Here is an 18,504-nt window from a genome sequence, read left to right on the forward strand (position 1 = left end):
ATCACCAGATCAGGTCGTCGGGCACCTGGTACTGCGGATCGGCGTAGGGGTCGTCCGTCGCGGGCGCGTTCGGGTCGATCTTCAGGGCGAGCAGGCTCGGCAGCACGGCGGCCACCTCGTCGGCCAGCGCCGCGGTCACCAGCAGGTAGCGGCCATCGAGCTGCACCACGGCCAGTTCACCGGCGTTGAGCGCCTTGAGCTGGTCGGGCGTCACGTAGACCCGCTTGATCTTGCCGCCGTACTCGAAGTGGCGCGCATGTTCGGCCTCGGCGACGTTGAGCGCCTTGTCCTTGAGCAATTCCGCCGCCCTGGCCTTGGCGGCGCGACGGCGCGCCGCCTCTTCCTGTTTCAATCTTTCGGCCTCGATGCGCTCCTGCTTTTCCTTCTGCGCGCGGATCGCATAGGCCTTGGCCAGGTCGATTTCCTCCTGGCTGCGGGGTGGCCGGTTACCGGCGCCGGCCTTGCCGCCGCGCCCGGGCTTGCCGGACCGCCCGGGTTTGCCCGACGCCTGGCCACCCGCCTTGTCGGGCGTACGCGCACCGCCTTTGCCCGACGTCCCGGGCCCGCGCTCGGGACGCTCGCGCCGGGGTTCGGGCGCCGGGGCGGTGAAGCCCAGGCCCAGCAGTTTTTCGCGCAGGGAATTGCTCATGGTGCGTTCTTCGGATCAATAGTGTGGCGGCGGGGGTTCGCTGCCGGGATCGGCGTACAGCAAGGTACGCAGCTGCTTGAGTTCGGCCATCACCCGCACCAGCGTCTCGGCGTTGCGCGCCGACTCCATGCGGATTTCGGCCAGGGCATCGCTCAGCTCGCCCAGGGTGTGTTCCTGGAACGCGAGCCGGGTTTCGAGTTCCGCGATGCGCTGCTCGACATCAGTGGTCATGGCCAGCCTCCCCGGCAGGCCGCAGGCTGCGCCCGCGACCGATGCCGTAATACGCCAGCCCGGCCTGTTCGACCTGGACCGGGTCCCAGACGTTGCGTCCGTCGAAAACCACCCGGGCGCCCAGCGCCGTCGCCAGCGCCGGGAAATCCGGGCTCCAGTAGGCCTTCCACTCCGTCACCAGCACCAGCGCGTCGGCGCCCTCCAGGGCGCTGGCAGGACTCGCGCACAGTTCCAGGTCGCCGCGCTGGCCGAATACCCGGCGCGCTTCCTCCATCGCTTCGGGATCGTGCGCCCGCACACGCGCACCGGCCGCCCACAGGTCGGCCAGCAGCGCGCGGCTGGACGCCTCGCGCATGTCGTCGGTATTGGGCTTGAATGCCAGGCCCCAGACCGCGAAGGTCTTGCCCCGCAGGTCGCCGCCGAAATGGCGAAGCGCCAGCTCCGCGAGCTTGTGCTTCTGCCGTTGATTGACGCCTTCCACGGCCTGCAGCAATCCGGCCTGGTAATCGTGCTGGCGGGCGGTGCGTTCCAGCGCCTGCACGTCCTTGGGAAAACACGAGCCGCCGTAGCCGGCGCCGGGATAGATGAACTGGTAACCGATGCGCGGGTCCGAGCCGATGCCCTGGCGGACCATTTCGATGTCGGCACCCACCCGTTCGGCGATGTTCGCCATTTCATTCATGAAGCTGATCTTGGTCGCGAGCATGGCGTTCGCGGCGTACTTGGTCAGCTCGGCGGAACGCTCGTCCATCACGACCAGGCGCTCGTGGTTGCGGTTGAACGGCGCATACAGCCGCTTCATGGTGTCCACCGCGCCGGCGCTGCGCGCGCCCAGCACGATCCGGTCGGGCCGCATGCAGTCATTGACCGCGGCGCCTTCCTTCAGGAACTCCGGGTTCGACACCACGTCGAAATCCAGCGGCAGGCCGCGTGCCGACAGCTCGGCGGCTATGACGGCACGCACCTTGTCGGCGGTGCCCACGGGCACCGTGGACTTGTTGACGACCACCGCCGGCCTCGACAAATGCCTGCCGATGGTCCGGGCCACCGCCAGGACGTACTGCAGGTCGGCGCTGCCGTCCTCGTCCGGCGGCGTACCGACCGCGATGAACACGACTTCGGCATCCGCGATCGCGGCCGCCGCGTCCGTGGTGAAGGCCAGCCGGCCAGCGGCATGGTTGGCCTTCACCATCGGCTCGAGGCCGGGCTCGAATATCGGGACGATCCCGCGTTCGAGCCCTTCGATCTTGGCCTGGTCCACGTCCACGCAGGTCACCTGATGGCCGACCTCGGCCAGGCAGGTGCCCGAGACGAGGCCGACGTATCCGGTGCCGAATACCGTGGCGCGCATGGCTTACTCGACGATTTCGAGCAGTTCGACTTCGAAGGTCAGCATGGCATTGGGCGGAATGACGCCACCGCCACCGGCTTCGCCGTAGCCCAGCTCGGACGGGATCCAGAAGGTGTACTTGCTGCCGACTTTCATCAGCTGCACGCCTTCGGACCAACCCGGAATGACTTGGCCCAGGCCGAATTCGGCCGGCTGGCCGCGGTCGTAGGAGCTGTCGAAGACATCGCCGTTGGGCAGCGTGCCCTTGTAGTGCACGCGCACGACGTCGTCGGCCTTCGGGCTGGCGCCGTTGCCGGCACGCTCGACGCGGTACTGCAGGCCGCTTTCGGTGACCTGCACGTTCGGCTTGTCCTTGTTGGCGGCGAGGAAGGTTTCACCCTCGGCCTTGGCGGCGATCGCCGCGGCTTCCATTTCGGCCTGCTTGCGTTCCTGCAGCTTGGTGGTGAAGGCCGCCTGGATCTGCTGCATCTGCTCGTCGGTGATCTTGGGCTCGCGCTCTTCGAACGCGTCCTCCATGGCCTGGCGCACGACGTCCAGGTCCAGGTCCTGCTTGACCACCGACATCGAACGGCCAATATCCAGGCCGATCATGTAGCTCACCTGGGCGCGCTCGGTTTCCAGGCCTTCGATGCCCGCAACGATGGGCGCGCCGGATTCGGCAGCGGCGGGGTCACCGGACGGATCGGCTTGCGAAGCAGATTCGGCTTCCGACTCGGGGGTATCGGACTTGCAGGCGCTGAGGCTGAGCACCAGGCTGGCGAGCACCAGCGGCGCGGCGAAACGCAGGGCGGGATTCATTGGGACAAGACTCCTGAAGGGGCGGGCCGGAACGGCACGTCGCCCGCTATTGTCCCGATGCGCCGCCGTCACGGCAATCAGCACCGTGACGGCGGTTCAGGCTGGCCCGCGGTTCAGCCGGCCTTGCCGGCCTGGTCGGCGGGCGCCGGCGCCGCCAGCAGCTTCTCGATTTCAGCCACCAGCTTCGGATCGTCCGGGGTCGTGCGGCTGCCGAAACTGGCCACCACCTTGCCCTCGCGATCGATCAGGTACTTGTGGAAGTTCCAGCCCGGCGCCTCGCCCGTCGCGGCGGCGAGCTCCCGGTAGAGCGGCGTCGCACCCGAGCCGCGCACCTGCACCTTCTCGAACATCGGGAACTTCACCCCGTAGGTCAGCGTGCAGAACTCCTGGATGTCCTCTTCGCTGCCCGGCTCCTGGCCCATGAAGTCATTGGACGGGAAGCCGAGCACCGCGAAACCCTGGTCCTTGTACTTCGCGTACATGGCCTCCAGGCCTTCGTACTGCGGCGTGAACCCGCATTTGCTTGCGGTGTTGACCACCAACAGCACCTGGCCGCCGTAGGCCTGCTCCAGGTTCACGGTCTCCTTGCCCGCCAGTTGCCGGAAATCCCGGTCCAGCAGCTTGCCGGCAGCCATGGCCGGCACCACGGCCAGCAGCCCGGCCAGTAAAACAAGCGATTTCCTGCCCATCGTCCACCCTCCGGCGCGGACCATCCGCGCCTATGCCATCAGTTTGGGCCCCCGGACGTGCAAAAGGTGTTGACAGCCGCTTTTTGGGTGTTATAGTTTGCTACAACACCTGACCAATACCTCACCAACGCGGGAGGCCGCATGAGCCCCAAGATCAAAACCAACCTGATGGCCCTGGCCGTGGCGCTTGGCGTCCTCGTCGCCGGATACGGCTTCGGTGAACCGCCGAGCCAGGCAGTCTCGCTGGCGCCTGCGACGACCCTGGCCATGGCCGACAGCGTCGAGCCCATCGCCCAGGACGCCGAAGCGGCGCTCCGGGCCCACCGGATCAGCCGCGGCGCGCTCAAGCGCCAGATCGCCATGCCCTACGTGTCGATGGCGGCCTTGATCACCCGCCGGGAGTCCTGAGATGACTATCGCCTGGAATGACAGCGCGCCGATCTACCGGCAGCTCAAGGACAAAGTGGTGGCGATGATGCTCGACGGCATCCTCCAGCCCGGCGAGGCCCTGCCCTCGGTCCGGCAGATCGCCGCCGAATACCAGCTCAATCCAATCACCGTCTCCCGCGCCTACCAGGAGCTGGCGGACGAAGGTCTTGTGGAAAAACGAAGGGGACTTGGCATGTACGTGACCGAAGGGGCGCGCGAAAACCTGCTGCATTCGGAGCGCGAACGCTTCCTGAAGGAAGAATGGCCGTTGGTGGTCGAGCGCATCCAGCGCCTTGGCCTGGACATCGGCAAGCTCATGGCCCAAGCGAAGGAGAGCAACTGATGAGCGCCGTCATTTCCGCCCGCAACCTCTCCAAGCACTACGGCAAGGGCGTCAAGGCCGTCGATTCGATCAGCTTCGAGATCCCCGCCGGCCGCATCGTCGGCCTCATCGGCCCCAATGGCTCGGGCAAGACCACCACGCTCAAGGCCGCCCTGGGCCTGGTGCCCTTCGAGGGCGAGCTCAAGGTGCTGGGCAAGAACCCGCGCACCGAGCGTGACGACGTCATGCAGGACGTGTGCTTCATCGCCGACGTGGCGGTGCTGCCGCGCTGGATCAAGGTCAAGCAGGCCGTGGACTTCGTCGCCGGCGTGCATCCACGCTTCGACCGCAAGAAGGCCGAGGCCTACCTGGCGCACACCAAGCTGCACCCGGACATGAAAGTAAAGCAGATGTCCAAGGGCATGATCGTGCAGCTGCACCTGGCGCTGGTGATGGCCATCGACGCCAAGCTGCTGGTGCTCGACGAACCGACCCTGGGCCTGGACATCCTGTACCGCAAGCAGTTCTACCAGAACCTGCTCGAGGACTACTTCGACGAGAACAAGACCATCGTCGTCACCACCCACCAGGTCGAGGAGATCGAACACATCCTCACCGACCTGATGTTCATCCGCGAGGGCAAGATCGTGCTCTCGGCCACGATGGACGAAGTGGGCGAGCGCTTCACCGAGGTGATGGTGCCGGCCGACAAGGCCGAAGCCGCCCGCGCCCTGAACCCGATCGACGAACGCACCGTGTTCGGCAAGGCCGTGATGCTGTTCGACGGCGTGCCCCGCGAGCAGGTCGCCACCTTCGGCGAGGTCAGAAACCCCGGCATCGCCGACCTGTTCGTCGCCACCATGAAAGGAACCTACGCATGAACACCTTCAAATGGCTCCTCAAGCGCGAATACTGGGAACACCGCGGTGGCTTCCTGTGGGCGCCCCTGATCGCCGGCGCGGTCTTCCTGGTCATCAGCACCATGGCGGTGATCGCCGGTGAAAGCATGCGCCGCAGCGTCGACCAGGGCGACCTCGAGATGAACGGCGTGCAGCTGCGCATGCTCACCGAAACCCTGTCGCCCAAGGAAATGGCGGAGCTCGGCGGCGGTCTCGACCTGGGCACGCTGATGGCCGGCTCCTGGCCCCTCATCGTGCTCGCCTTCGTGGTGTTCTTCTACTGCCTGGGCGCGCTCTACGACGAGCGCAAGGACCGCAGCATCCTGTTCTGGAAGTCGCTGCCCCTGTCGGACGGCCAGACCGTGCTGTCCAAGGTGGCCAGTGCGCTGGTGGTGGCCCCGCTGGTGGCCATGATCGCGGCGGTCATCACCTCGATCGGCTTCCTGGTCCTGCTCAGTGCCTACGTGATGTTCCACGGTGGCAATCCGATCCCGCTGATCTGGGGACCGGCCAGCCCGCTGAGCATCGCCTTCCACATGCTGGCCTCCCTGCCCGTCTATGCGGCCTGGGCCCTGCCGACGGTGGGCTGGCTGATGCTGGTTTCGGCCTGGGCCCGCACCAAGCCCTTCCTGTGGGCGCTGCTGGTGCCGGTCTTCGCCGGCATCCTGGTGACCTGGTTCGACGTCATGGAAATGTTCGGCTCCAGCGCCTCCTGGTTCTGGCAGCACATCGTCGGCCGCATGCTGCTGGGCACCGTCCCGGGCATGGACCTGGTCTACCGCGGCGCCAATGACCCGCAGATGGCGAACTTCAACCCGGACGGCCCGCAGGACATCGTCACCCTGTTCTCGGCCCAGAATGCCTGGGGTGCCTTCGCGACCCTCGACCTCTGGATCGGTGCAGCCGTCGGCGCCGCGATGATCTTCGCCGCCGTGCACTTCCGCCGCAGCCGCGACGAAGGCTGATCCCATCGGCAGGGCGGCCCCGTTGGCCGCCCTGCCCGTTCCATGCTCCATCCGACATCGCGAGGTTCCCCATGTCCCGACTTTCCCTGCTCCTGCTTGCTCCCCTGCTGGCCCTGGCCGCCTGCGGCGCCAACGGCGACGACGCCAGCACCGGCAGTTCCCTGGCCGACAAAGTGACCCGCGAAATCCGCGAGGAAATGGCGACCGAGAACCTCGACCTGGGCCGCGGCGATGACCTGCCCCGCGCCGAGCTCACGCCCGAGGGTGAATTGATCATCGGCGGCGAGCCGGTGGGGCTGGACCCCTCCCAGCGCGAACTCGCCATCGCCTATCGCGCCGACGTGGCCGCCATCGCCGAACATGGCGCGCGACTGGGCCTCGAGGCGGCCGGCCTGGCCAAGGAAAGCATCGGCATCGCCATCCAGGGCCTCTTCACCGGCGAAGGCACGGCGGCCGTGGAAGAAAACGCCAAGAAGAAATCCAAGGAGATCGAGGTCGCGGCCCTGGCGCTGTGCGATCGCCTGCCCGCCCTGCACCAGAGCCAGCAGGCCCTGGCCGCGGCGGTGCCGGAGTTCGCGCCCTACGCCAAGATGGACCAGTCGGACATCGACGATTGCCACGTCAACGTGGACTGAGGACGGAGACCCGACCATGAAGCCGATACTGCTCCCCCTGCTGCTGCTGCCTGGCCTGGCCCTTGCCAACGACTGCAAGCATGAAGACACGCGCCAGCTCGCGCTCGACCTCGACGGGGTCAGCCTGGTGCGATTCGAAGTGAACTCGCATGACCTGCGGCTCGACGGCGTGCCGGACGAATCGGTGGCGCCGCTGCAGATCCGCGCCTGCGCTTCGGACCCGGACTACCTGTCCCAGCTCGTGGTGGAGGCCCAGCGGTCCGGCGACACGCTGCGCGTGACCATCGAACGCCGGGGCAAGAGCAGCGGCCTGTTCTTCAGTCCGACCTACGCCAACCTGGAGGTCCAGGCCCGCCTGCCGGCCGGACTCGCCTACGACGTGGAGGTCGGTTCGGGTGACGCCGAGGTCGCCGGCGTCGCCAGCCTGGTGGCCGACGTGGGCTCGGGCGATCTGGAGGCACGCCGCATCAGCGGCGAAGTGCGCGCTGAAGTCGGCTCGGGCGACCTGGATTTCGACGACATCGGCAGCCTGGACCTTCGTTCGGTCGGATCCGGTGACCTGGATGCCCGGCGGGTGCGCGGCGACGTGCAGATCGGATCGCTCGGTTCGGGCGACATCGACCTCGACGGCGTCGCCGGCAGCGTCCGGGTTCGCCGGATTGGTTCGGGCGACCTCGACGTACACGACGTCGCCGGCGACCTGGTGGTCGAACGCCTGGGCAGCGGCGATGTCGACCACGGCCGGGTCCTGGGCGCCGTCAACGTACCCAAGGACGACTGACCCCGCGGCGGGGGCTAGCCGCCCCCGCCCGCGCCGCCATGGATGCCGCCCTTGGCCAGGGCCGCGGGATCGAGCAGTTTGCGCAGGGTCTTCTCGTCCATGCCGGTGCGCTCCATCGCCACCGCCAGCACCGGCCTGCCCTCGCGGTAGGCCTGTTTTGCAATGGCGGCGGCGTTTTCGTAGCCGATCACCGGGTTCAGCGCCGTCACCAGGATCGGATTGCGCGCCAGCGCCGCTTCCAGCCGGTCGTGGCGCACGCTGAACCCCGTGATGGCGCCGTCGGCCAGCACCCGCATCGCATTGGCCAGCAGCCCGATCGACTGCAGCAGGTTGTGCGCCACCAGCGGCAACATGACGTTGAGCTGGAAATTGCCGCTGGCGCCGGCCACGGTGATCGTGACGTGGTTGCCCATGACCTGCGCGCAGACCATGCACAGCGCTTCTGGCAACACGGGATTGACCTTGCCGGGCATGATCGAGCTGCCCGGCTGCAGGGCCGGCAGCTCGATTTCCCCGAGCCCGGCCAGCGGACCCGAGTTCATCCAGCGCAAGTCGTTCCCGATCTTCATCAGCGCCGTGGCCAACGCATTGAGCTGGCCGGACAGCTCCACCGCCGCGTCCTGCGAGGCGATGCCTTCGAAAAGATTGCCTGCCTGGGTGAAGCGCTGGCCCGCATGGGTCGACAGTTCCTTGCACAGGCGCTTGCCGAAACGGGGCTCGGCGTTGATGCCGGTGCCGACGGCGGTGCCGCCGATGGGCAGGCGGCGCACGCGTTCGAGCGTGTCGTCGATGCGTTCCATTGCGGACGCCAGCTGCGCCGACCAGGCCCCCATCTCCTGGCCCAGGGTCAGCGGCATCGCATCCATCAGGTGGGTCCGGCCGGTCTTGACGACCTTGCCGACCCGGCGTGCCTTGCGATCGATGGCCAGGCGCAGGTGCCTGATCGCCGGCAGCAGGCGCTCGCGGCAGGCCAGCACGGCGGCGACCTGGATGGCGGTGGGCACCACGTCGTTCGAGCTTTGGCCCATGTTGACGTGGTCGTTGGCGTGCACGGGCGATTTGCGGCCCTTCGAGGCCAGCCGCGCGATGACCTCGTTGGCATTCATGTTGCTGGAGGTGCCCGAGCCGGTCTGGAAGACGTCCACCGGGAACTGCCCGTCCAGGTCGCCGGCGGCCACCTGCAGGGCGGCGTCGCGGATGGCCTCCGCCAGGTCCGCGGGCAACTGCCCCAGCGAGGCGTTGGCGCCGGCCGCCGAGGCCTTGACCAGGCCCAGGGCACGGATGAAGTCGCGCGGCAGGCGCAGGCCCGAGATCGGGAAGTTCTGCACGGCACGCTGGGTCTGGGCGCCATACAGCGCCTCGGCGGGAACCTGCAATTCGCCCAGGCTGTCGGATTCGGTGCGGGTCTTGCCGGCCATGGCGGTGCTCCTTGCGACTTGCCCCGAGCATAGCGCTCCCGCGGGAGGGACTTCAGTCCCGAAGCTTTTCGGGCCTGAAGTCCCTCCCACAGTGGGGGCCGGTTAGAATGACGCCTTCCCCGCACTGCCCGAGCCCAGCCGATGTCCGACGCCGCCCTGACCGCCCTCTCCCCGATCGACGGCCGCTACGCCGGCAAGGCCGAGGCGCTGCGGCCGATCTTCTCGGAATACGGGCTCATCCGGGCCCGCGTGCGGGTGGAGGTGGAGTGGCTGCTGGCCCTGGCCGCCGAGCCCGGCATCACCGAACTGGCGCCGTTCCCGGACGCCGCGGCGGCGCGCCTGCGCGCCCTCGCCGAGGGCTTCACGGTGGCCGACGCCGGCCGCGTCAAGGCCATCGAACGCACCACCAACCACGACGTCAAGGCGGTCGAATACTTCATCAAGGAACGACTCAAGGACGATGCCGAACTCGGGCCGGCGCTGGAGTTCGTGCACTTTGCCTGCACCAGCGAGGACATCAACAACCTCAGTTATGCCCTGATGCTGCAGGAGGCCTACACCCGCGTGATCGCGCCCAAGACCGCGGAAACCGTCGATACCCTGCGGGCCATGGCCCACGAGCATGCCGCGCTGCCGATGCTCTCGCGCACCCACGGCCAGACGGCCTCGCCCAGCACCGTCGGCAAGGAAATCGCCAACGTCGTGGCACGGCTGCAGCGCCAGGTGGCGGTGATGCACGGCATCGAGTTCCCCGGCAAGATCAACGGCGCGGTCGGCAACTACAACGCCCACGTGGTGGCCTACCCCGACGTCGACTGGCCGGCGCTGGCGCAGCGCTTCGTCGAATCGCTGGGCCTGGACTTCAACGCCTACACGACCCAGATCGAACCGCACGACGGCATCGCCGAACTGTGTGATGCGCAGCGCCGGATCAACACCATCCTGGTGGACCTGTGCCGCGACGTCTGGGGCTACATTTCGCTGGGCTATTTCAAGCAGGCGGTGAAGGCCGGCGAAGTCGGCAGCTCGACCATGCCGCACAAGGTCAATCCCATCGACTTCGAGAACGCCGAAGGCAACTTCGGCATCGCCAATGCCCTGCTGGGCCATTTTTCCGAGAAGCTGCCGATCAGCCGCTGGCAGCGCGACCTGACCGACTCGACCGTGCTGCGCGCCCTGGGCACCGCCTTCGGCCACACGCTGGTGGCGTTCGAATCGCTGCAGCGCGGCCTGGGCAAGCTCAGCGCCAACCCGGCGCGCCTGGCCGAAGACCTCGATGCCGCCTGGGAGGTGCTGGCCGAGCCGGTGCAGACCGTGATGCGTCGCCACGGCCTGCCCAATCCCTACGAACAGCTCAAAGCCCTGACCCGCGGCCAGGGCATCACGGCCGAGTCCATGCGCGAATTCATCCAAGGCCTAGACCTGCCCGCCGACGCCAAGGCCCGCCTGCTGGCGCTGACCCCCGCCGGTTACATCGGCCACGCGACCTCGCTGGCGCGGGACGTCTGACCGGCCTGGCCGCGGACCCCATGCGCCCTGAACCCATGGCCCGACACCCGATCGAAGTCACCGGTGACCGCAAGCAGCCGCTGGGCATGGCGCCGTCGGCGTTCCTGCGTGATTACTGGCAGAAGCGACCGCTGCTGATCCGCCAGGCCTTCCCGGGATTCGAGTCACCGATTTCCCCCGAAGACCTGGCCGGACTGGCCTGCGAAGAAGCCGCGCTGTCCCGCATCGTCATGCATGACCGGCGCCGCGATGCCTGGCAACTGCGCACCGGGCCCTTCGACGAAGCCATGTTCCCGGGACTTCCGCAGCAGGACTGGACCCTGCTGGTCCAGGACGTCGACAAATGGGACATGGACGTGCGCGCACTGCTGCAGGCCTTCCGGTTCCTGCCGGCCTGGCGGGTGGACGACATCATGGTCAGCTTCGCCGCGCCCGGCGGATCGGTCGGCGCGCACGTGGACCAGTACGACGTCTTCCTGCTGCAGGCGCAGGGCCACCGCCGCTGGCAGATCGACAGCCGTGCGGACGCCCCGACCGACTTCCGCCCCGACGTCGAACTCAAGCTGCTGGCCCGCTTCGACCCCGACCACGACTGGGTCCTGGGTCCTGGTGACATGCTCTACCTGCCGCCGGGCGTGCCGCACCATGGCGTCGCCGAGGAGGCCTGCCTGACCTTCTCGGTCGGCATGCGCGCACCCTCGCGCGCCGAACTCATCGTGGACCTCGCCGAGGAACTGGCCGCCGCGCTGCCCGAGCAGGCGCGCTACGCCGACCCCGACCTGGCGCCGCCGCGGGACCCGTGGGAAATCGACGACGCGGCCTTCGGCCGCCTGCGCGGGGCACTGCGGGATTTGCAGTCGCTGGAAGAAGACCAGCTGCGCGCTTGGTTCGGCCGCTTCATCACCCAATACCGCGCCGGCGGCGAGATCGCCGCGCCCGCGCGCCCGCCCAGCGCCGAAGCCCTGGCGTCGAGCCTGGACCAGGGGGCGAGCCTGCTGCGCCATCCCCACTCGCGTTTGGCCTGGACCCGCGAAGGCCGCCAGGCGCGGCTGTTCGCCAATGGCCTGGGCCTCACGCTGGGGGTCGCCGACGCCCGCCGCCTCGCCGCGGCCGAGGAGCTCGACGCCGCAGGCCTGGCCGCGCTGGGCCCCGCCGGCCGTGACGCCCTGCACGCCCTGGTGGCCGCTGGCCACTACCAGCTGGTCAAGCCACGCCGCAAACGGTGACGCCATGATCCCGACCGACTTCCGCATCGAACCCGCCGACTACGCCACCGACCTGCCGGACCTGCGCAAGGTCCGCGAGACGGTCTTCGTCCTCGAGCAAAACGTGCCGGAGGAAGAAGAATGGGACGAGCTCGACCCGCGCAGCCACCACGTGCTCGCCCGCGACGGCGAAGGCGAACCCATCGGCACCGGCCGCCTGACACCGGAACACAAGATCGGACGCATGGCGGTGCTGGCCGGGTGGCGCGGCCGCGGCGTCGGCGACGCGCTGCTGGTGGCCCTGATGGACCGGGCCCGCAGCCTGGGCTGGACCGAGGTCAGGCTCAATGCCCAGGTCGCGGCCATCGGTTTCTACGGGCGCCACGGCTTTGAACCCTACGGTGACCGCTTCATGGAAGCGGGCATCGAGCACCAGGCCATGCGCCGCGCCCTCGTGCCCCTGGCCGGTCCGGACCGGCCCCCGGCCAGGCCACGCGGCCCGTCGGTGCCGGCCACGGAGTTCGAAGGGCTTCCCGAAGCGAGCCAGGCCACCCTGCGCCTGGTCGGGGACGCCCGGCGCGAACTGTTCGTCTTCAGCCGCGACCTCGACCCGGTGCTCTACGGCCAGCCGGCGCTGATCGATGCGTTCCGGCGCTTCGCCACGGCCGGGCGCGGCGGCGTCGTGCAACTGATCGTGCTCGACCCCGCCGGCGTGCAGGGCCAGGGCCATCCCCTGCTGGGCCTGGCGCAGCGGCTGACCTCGGCTTTCCAGCTGCGCACGCCCACCGAGGACCTCGACCTGCAATATCCCTCGGCCTTCCTGGTCAACGACCGCGATGGCTACCTGTTCCGCCAGCTCGGCAGCCGCTGGGAAGGCGACTGGAGCCCGGCGCACCCGGCGCGCACGCGCCAGCTGGCGGAGCATTTCGGCCGGGTCTGGGAGCGTTCACGCGCCTGCACCGAATTCCGGGCCCTGGACATCTAGGCCGGCCCCCGCCGGGTCGTCACGCGCGGGCTTCGGGTTCCCGTACCTGCGCGTGCGGGCTATAATCCCGGGCCTTGTCGTCGCCCGCCCGCGGCGCCCCGACATCCCATTCCATCAATCACTTACCTGCCGTCAGGCGGGCCAGGCCAGGGTCGTGGATAGTCTGATCAAGCAGTTCAAACAGACCTCTCAGCTCGCCGGCGGCAATGCCGCCTATATTGAAGACCTGTACGAGTCGTACCTGGTCGATCCCGACGCCGTTCCGGCGGCCTGGAAAACCTACTTCGACGGCTTCAAGGGCCGCGAGGCCGGCGACGTGCCGCATTCGGCGGTCATGGCCCGGGTGCAGGCCGCCGCGCGCGCACCGCAGTCGGGTGGCGTGGACGACGAGACCGCCCGCAAGCAGGCCGCCGTCGGCAAGCTGGTCACGGCCTATCGTTCGCGCGGCCACCTGGGCGCCAAGCTCGATCCGCTGGAACTGATGAAGCGGCCGGACGCGCCCGACCTGGGCCTGGCCCACCACGGCCTGTCCGATGCCGACCTGGACACCGAGTTCACCGTCGACACCTGGTTCGGCGCGCCGCGCTACAAGCTGCGCGACCTGCTGGCCAAGCTGCGTGCGTCCTATTCGGGCAGCATCGGCGCCGAATTCATGCACATCTCCGACGTGCAGCAGCGCCGCTGGATGCAGCAGCGACTCGAAGGCGCCACCCGCGGCTACGGCCTGGACAAGGACGGCAAGCTCCGGCTGCTCGAGCGCCTCACGGCAGCCGAAGGCCTGGAACGCTACCTGCACACCGCCTTCGTCGGCCAGAAGCGTTTCTCGCTGGAAGGCGGCGACTCGCTGATCCCGCTGATGGACACCCTGATCCGCCGCGGCGGCAGCGCCGGCGTCAAGGACGTGGTCATCGGCATGGCCCATCGCGGCCGCCTGAACACCCTCGTCAATACGATGGGCAAGCCGCCGCACAAGCTGTTCGACGAGTTCCGCGGCCAGTTCGAGCACAACGACGACCCGGCCTACTCGGGCGACGTGAAATACCACATGGGTTATTCGTCGGACATCGCGACGCCGGGCGGCCCGGTGCACCTGGCGCTGGCCTTCAACCCCTCGCACCTGGAAATCGTCGACCCCGTGGTCGCCGGCTCGGTGCGCGCGCGCCAGATGCGCCGCGGCGACAGCAAGCGCGAGCAGGTGCTGCCGATCCTGGTGCATGGCGACGCCGCCTTCGCCGGCCAGGGCGTGGTGATGGAGCTGTTCCAGATGTCGCAGGCCCGCGGTTTCGCCGTCGGCGGCACCGTGCACGTGGTGGTCAACAACCAGGTCGGCTTCACCATCAGCCGCCCGGACGATGCCCGCTCGACGCTCTACAGCACCGACCCGGCGAAGATCATCGGCGCCCCGGTGTTGCACGTTAACGGCGACGATCCCGAGGCCGTGGCCTTCTGCGCCCAGATGGCCTTCGATTTCCGCCGCGAATTCGGCCGGGACGTTGTCATCGACCTGGTCTGCTACCGCAAGCACGGCCATAACGAAGCCGACGAGCCGGCCGCCACCCAGCCGCTGATGTACAAGAACATCCGCGCGCGCAAGTCCACGCGCGAGCTGTATGCCGAGCGGCTGGTCGAGGAAGGCGTGATCGACGCCGACGGCGCCAAGGCCCTGGTCGACGACTACCGCGACAAGCTCGACAAGGGCGTGGTCACGACCGAACTGGCCAAGAGCCAGTCCGATCCGTTCGCGGTCGACTGGTCGCCGTGGCTCGAGGGCACCCTGGCCGACGAGGTCAAGACCGCCGTCAAGCGCAGCGAGCTCGACGCGCTGGCCACCCGCATCAACGCCGCGCCCGAGGGCATCAAGCTGCACGCACGCGTCGCCAAGATCTACGACGACCGCCGCAAGATGGCCGCCGGCGAGCAGGCCATGGACTGGGGCTTCGCCGAGAACCTGGCCTACGCGACCCTGCTCAAGGAAGGCTACAAGCTGCGCATCGTCGGCCAGGACTCGGGCCGTGGCACCTTCTTCCACCGCCATGCCGTGTTGCACGACCAGGCCACGGGCGAATCGGTGATGCCGCTGCGCGCGCTGGTGGACAACCCCGAGCACGCCATGATCATCGACTCGCTGCTCAGCGAAGAGGCGGTGATGGGCTTCGAATACGGCTACTCCACCGCCGAACCGTCGACGCTCAACATCTGGGAGGGCCAGTTCGGCGATTTCGCCAACGGCGCCCAGGTCGTGATCGACCAGTTCATCACCTCGGGTGAATCCAAGTGGGACCGGCTGTGTGGCCTGGTGCTGTTCCTGCCGCACGGCTACGAAGGCCAGGGTCCGGAACACAGTTCGGCCCGCCTTGAGCGCTTCCTGCAGCTGTGCGCGCTGGACAACATCCAGGTCTGCACGCCGACCACGCCCGCGCAGATGTTCCACCTGCTGCGCCGGCAGATGCTGCGCGCCACCCGCAAGCCGCTGGTGGTGATGACCCCGAAGTCCATGCTGCGGCACAAGCTGTCGGTGTCGAGCCTGGACGACCTGGCCAAGGGCGGCTTCCAGAACCTCATCCCCGACAGCACCTGCAAGGACGCCAAGAAGGCGCGCCGGGTCGTGGTCTGCGGCGGCAAGGTCTATTACGACCTGGTCGAGGCGGCCGCGGAAAAGAAGGTCAAGGACGTCGCGATCGTGCGCGTCGAGCAGCTCTATCCGTTCCCGCGCCAGCTCCTGGCCGCGGAACTCAAGCGCTTTGGCGCCGCCAAGGAAGTGGTGTGGTGCCAGGAAGAACCCATGAACCAGGGCGCCTGGTACCAGATCCGCCACCACCTTGATTTCTGCCTGGGCAAGGGCCAGTCGCTCAGCTACGCCGGGCGCTCGCGCTCGGCCTCGCCGGCGGCGGGCCACCTGAACACGCACAATGCCGAACAGGCGCAGCTGATCGAAGACGCACTGGTCAACGCGCCCAACACCCACACCGCCGAATAAGCCCCCAATCCAACGCCAGCAGGACCTTGTCCATGAGCATCGAAGTCAAAGTCCCGGTCCTTCCGGAATCCGTGTCCGACGCCACCATCGCCACCTGGCACAAGAAAGCCGGTGACTCGGTCCGTCGCGACGAGAACCTGCTCGACCTCGAGACCGACAAGGTGGTCCTCGAAGTGCCCTCGCCCGTGGACGGCAAGCTCAAGGAGCTCAAGTTCAAGGAAGGCGACACGGTGAATAGCCAGCAGGTCGTGGCCATCATCGAGGAAGGCGCCGTCGAAGACGCGCCCAAGCCCGAAAAGAAAGCCGACACGCCCAAGTCCGAGGACAAGCCGGCGGCCAAGGCCGAGGCTGCCAAGGCCCCGTCCCGGACCGGCGGCAGCGAGCTGCCCCCGGGCGCCGCGGCCCACGCCGCCCGCAACGACGTCAACCCGGCCGATGTCGAAGGCACCGGCCGCGGCGGCCGCGTGACCAAGGAAGACGTCGTCAACCACATCAAGGTCGGCGGTGGCGCCCGCCCCGAACAGCGCGTGCCGATGACCCGCATCCGCCAGCGCATCGCCGAGCGCATGATGCAGTCCAAGAACTCCATCGCCATGCTCACCTCCTTCAACGAGGTGAACCTGGGCAAGGTGATGGCGATGCGCAAGGAACTGGGCGAGCCGTTCGAGAAGACCCACGGCATCAAGCTCGGCTTCATGAGCTTCTTCGCCAAGGCCGCGGCCAACGCGCTGCAGAAGCACCCGGCGGTCAACGCCTCGGTCGACGGCAACGACGTGATCTACCACGGTTACGCCGACATCTCGATCGCGGTGGCCACCGACAAGGGCCTGGTCACGCCGGTGCTGCGCAACGTCGAGAACATGTCCTTCGCCGACGTCGAGTCCTCCATCGCCGGCTACGCCAAGGCGGCCCGCGAAGGTGGCCTCAAGCTCGAAGACCTGCAGGGCGGCACCTTCACCATCACCAACGGCGGCACCTTCGGCTCGCTGATGTCCACGCCGATCGTCAACCCGCCGCAGTCGGCGATCCTGGGCATGCACGCCATCAAGGAACGCCCGATCGCCGAGAACGGCCAGGTCCTGGTCGCGCCGATGATGTACATCGCGCTCAGCTACGACCACCGCATCATCGACGGCAAGGACGCGGTGCTGTTCCTGGTGGACATCAAGAACCAGCTCGAGAACCCCCACCGCATGCTGCTGGGCCTGTAAGGCCAACAAGGAAGGAACCGGACATGTCTGAGCAATACGACGTCGTCGTCATCGGTGCCGGCCCCGCCGGTTACCATGCCGCCATCCGCGCGGCCCAGTTGGGCCTCAAGACCGCCTGCATCGATGCCGCGCTGGGCAAGGACGGCAAACCGGCGCTGGGCGGCACCTGCCTGCGCATCGGCTGCGTGCCTTCCAAGGCGCTGCTCGACAGCTCCCGCCAGTTCCACAACCTGCAGCACCTGTTCGGCGAGCACGGCATCACCGCCAAGGACGCCAAGATCGACGTCAAGACGATGGTTGCCCGCAAGGACAAGATCGTCAAGCAGTTCACCGGCGGCATCGCCCAGCTGTTCAAGGCCAACAAGATCTCGGCCTACTACGGTTTCGGCACCCTGCACGCCGGCAAGAAGGTGGTCGTCAAGCAGCACGACGGCAAGGAAGTCGAACTGGTCGGCAAGCACGTGGTGCTGGCGCCGGGCTCGGATTCGATCGAACTGCCGTTCGCGAAGTTCGACGGCAAGCACATCGTCGACAACGTCGGTGCGCTCGATTTCGAGCAGGTGCCCAAGCGCCTGGGCGTCATCGGCGCCGGCGTCATCGGCCTGGAGCTGGGCAGCGTCTGGAAGCGCCTGGGCGCCGAGGTCACCGTGCTCGAGGCCCTGCCCGACTTCCTGGCCGCGGCCGATGCCGACGTCGCCAAGGCGGCGCTGCGCGAATTCAAGAAGCAGGGCCTGGACATCAAGCTGGGCGCCAAGGTCAGCAAGGCCGAAATCAAGAAGAACGAAGTCCACCTGACCTACAACGACGGCAAGTCCGACCAGTCCCTGGTCGTGGACAAGCTGCTGGTCGCGGTTGGCCGCAAGGCCGCCACCAAGGGCCTGCTGGCCGACGACAGTGGCGTCAAGCTCAACGACCGTGGCCAGGTCGAGGTGGACGAGCACTGCAAGACGTCCGTCGACGGCGTCTGGGCCGTGGGCGATTGCGTGCGCGGACCGATGCTGGCGCACAAGGGTTTCGAAGAAGGCATCGCGGTCGCCGAGCTCATCGCCGGCCTGCCTGGCCACGTCAATCTCGACACCATCCCCTGGGTCATCTACACCGAGCCCGAGATCGCCTGGGTCGGCAAGACCGAAAAGCAGCTCAAGGACGAAGGCGTGCCGTTCAAGACCGGCAGCTTCCCCTTCGCCGCGGTGGCCCGTGCGGTGGCGATGGCCGAACCGGCCGGCTTCGTGAAGGTGATCGCGCACGAGGAAACCGACCGCATCCTGGGCATGCACCTGGTTGGCGTGAACGTCTCCGAGCTCGTGCACGAAGGCGTCCTGGCGATGGAATTCCACGGCTCGGCCGAGGACCTGGCGCGCATCTGCCACGCCCACCCGACCCTGTCGGAAGCCATCCACGACGCCGCCATGGCGGTCGACAAGCGCGCCATCCACAAGGCCAACTGAGG

General features: G+C 67.9%; 18 protein-coding genes. 12 read left to right on the top strand and 6 right to left on the bottom strand.

Annotated elements, in window-relative coordinates:
• Position 1: 1 nt before the first annotated feature.
• From N788_RS02565 to N788_RS02585, 5 genes are all read right to left on the bottom strand, one after another.
• Positions 2-649 carry a DUF2058 domain-containing protein gene (locus N788_RS02565; protein WP_034220512.1) on the bottom strand — a complete coding sequence of 216 codons (648 nt, stop codon included), beginning with the start codon at positions 647-649 and terminating at the stop codon, positions 2-4.
• A 15-nt stretch (positions 650-664) separates the two neighbouring features.
• Positions 665-880, bottom strand: coding sequence for a SlyX family protein (locus N788_RS02570; protein WP_034220513.1), 216 nt, complete (start codon positions 878-880; stop codon positions 665-667).
• Complete coding sequence (locus N788_RS02575; RefSeq protein WP_034220515.1) at positions 870-2,231, bottom strand: UDP-glucose dehydrogenase family protein; 1,362 nt, start codon at positions 2,229-2,231, stop codon at positions 870-872. Before N788_RS02575 ends, N788_RS02570 begins: the two co-directional genes overlap by 11 nt.
• Positions 2,232-2,234: 3 nt before the next feature.
• Entirely contained in the window at positions 2,235-3,029 is a 795-nt protein-coding gene (locus tag N788_RS02580) for an FKBP-type peptidyl-prolyl cis-trans isomerase (RefSeq protein ID WP_034220517.1), read from the bottom strand.
• Positions 3,030-3,142: 113 nt separating this feature from the next.
• Positions 3,143-3,718 carry a glutathione peroxidase gene (locus tag N788_RS02585; protein WP_034220519.1) on the bottom strand — a complete coding sequence of 192 codons (576 nt, stop codon included), beginning with the start codon at positions 3,716-3,718 and terminating at the stop codon, positions 3,143-3,145.
• A gap of 141 nt (positions 3,719-3,859) precedes the next feature.
• On the opposite strand from N788_RS02585, the gene N788_RS02590 reads away from it, so the two are divergent.
• From N788_RS02590 to N788_RS02615, 6 genes are all read left to right on the top strand, one after another.
• Complete coding sequence (locus N788_RS02590; protein WP_034220520.1) at positions 3,860-4,126, top strand: hypothetical protein; 267 nt, start codon at positions 3,860-3,862, stop codon at positions 4,124-4,126.
• 1 nt (position 4,127) lies between these two features.
• A complete protein-coding gene (locus N788_RS02595) occupies positions 4,128-4,490 on the top strand; it encodes a GntR family transcriptional regulator (RefSeq protein ID WP_034220522.1) in 363 nt (120 codons plus the stop codon).
• Positions 4,490-5,350 (top strand): ABC transporter ATP-binding protein, encoded by an 861-nt coding sequence (locus N788_RS02600; protein WP_034220524.1) that lies wholly within the window; start codon positions 4,490-4,492, stop codon positions 5,348-5,350. The genes N788_RS02595 and N788_RS02600 overlap by 1 nt, the downstream gene beginning before the upstream one ends.
• Complete coding sequence (locus N788_RS02605) at positions 5,347-6,333, top strand: membrane protein (RefSeq protein ID WP_034220526.1); 987 nt, start codon at positions 5,347-5,349, stop codon at positions 6,331-6,333. Before N788_RS02600 ends, N788_RS02605 begins: the two co-directional genes overlap by 4 nt.
• Positions 6,334-6,404: 71 nt before the next feature.
• A complete protein-coding gene (locus tag N788_RS02610; protein WP_034220528.1) occupies positions 6,405-6,968 on the top strand; it encodes a hypothetical protein in 564 nt (187 codons plus the stop codon).
• A 16-nt stretch (positions 6,969-6,984) separates the two neighbouring features.
• Positions 6,985-7,749, top strand: a complete 765-nt coding sequence (locus N788_RS02615) for a DUF4097 family beta strand repeat-containing protein (RefSeq protein WP_034220529.1) — start codon at positions 6,985-6,987, stop codon at positions 7,747-7,749.
• Between the two features lie 14 nt (positions 7,750-7,763).
• Here N788_RS02615 and N788_RS02620 read toward each other — a convergent pair whose 3' ends face one another.
• Positions 7,764-9,167 (bottom strand): class II fumarate hydratase, encoded by a 1,404-nt coding sequence (locus N788_RS02620; protein WP_034220531.1) that lies wholly within the window; start codon positions 9,165-9,167, stop codon positions 7,764-7,766.
• 141 nt (positions 9,168-9,308) lie between these two features.
• Here N788_RS02620 and purB point away from each other — a divergent pair, with 141 nt between their 5' ends.
• The 6 genes from purB to lpdA all read left to right on the top strand — a co-directional run bounded on the left by purB (position 9,309) and on the right by lpdA (position 18,502).
• Positions 9,309-10,676 (top strand): adenylosuccinate lyase, encoded by a 1,368-nt coding sequence (gene purB, locus N788_RS02625; RefSeq protein ID WP_034220533.1) that lies wholly within the window; start codon positions 9,309-9,311, stop codon positions 10,674-10,676.
• Positions 10,677-10,711: 35 nt separating this feature from the next.
• The gene (locus N788_RS02630) at positions 10,712-11,902 is read left to right on the top strand and encodes a cupin domain-containing protein (protein ID WP_338022625.1); all 1,191 of its coding nucleotides are present in this window, start codon (positions 10,712-10,714) and stop codon (positions 11,900-11,902) included.
• Positions 11,903-11,906: 4 nt separating this feature from the next.
• The gene (locus tag N788_RS02635) at positions 11,907-12,866 is read left to right on the top strand and encodes a GNAT family N-acetyltransferase (RefSeq protein WP_034220535.1); all 960 of its coding nucleotides are present in this window, start codon (positions 11,907-11,909) and stop codon (positions 12,864-12,866) included.
• Positions 12,867-13,020: 154 nt separating this feature from the next.
• A complete protein-coding gene (locus N788_RS02640) occupies positions 13,021-15,843 on the top strand; it encodes a 2-oxoglutarate dehydrogenase E1 component (RefSeq protein ID WP_034220537.1) in 2,823 nt (940 codons plus the stop codon).
• A gap of 32 nt (positions 15,844-15,875) precedes the next feature.
• A complete protein-coding gene (odhB, locus tag N788_RS02645; RefSeq protein ID WP_034220538.1) occupies positions 15,876-17,054 on the top strand; it encodes a 2-oxoglutarate dehydrogenase complex dihydrolipoyllysine-residue succinyltransferase in 1,179 nt (392 codons plus the stop codon).
• A 23-nt stretch (positions 17,055-17,077) separates the two neighbouring features.
• The gene (lpdA, locus tag N788_RS02650; RefSeq protein ID WP_034220540.1) at positions 17,078-18,502 is read left to right on the top strand and encodes a dihydrolipoyl dehydrogenase; all 1,425 of its coding nucleotides are present in this window, start codon (positions 17,078-17,080) and stop codon (positions 18,500-18,502) included.
• The last annotated feature ends 2 nt before the right edge of the window (positions 18,503-18,504 follow it).

It is taken from the genome of Arenimonas donghaensis DSM 18148 = HO3-R19 (assembly GCF_000743535.1).
GTDB classification, from domain to species: domain Bacteria; phylum Pseudomonadota; class Gammaproteobacteria; order Xanthomonadales; family Xanthomonadaceae; genus Arenimonas; species Arenimonas donghaensis.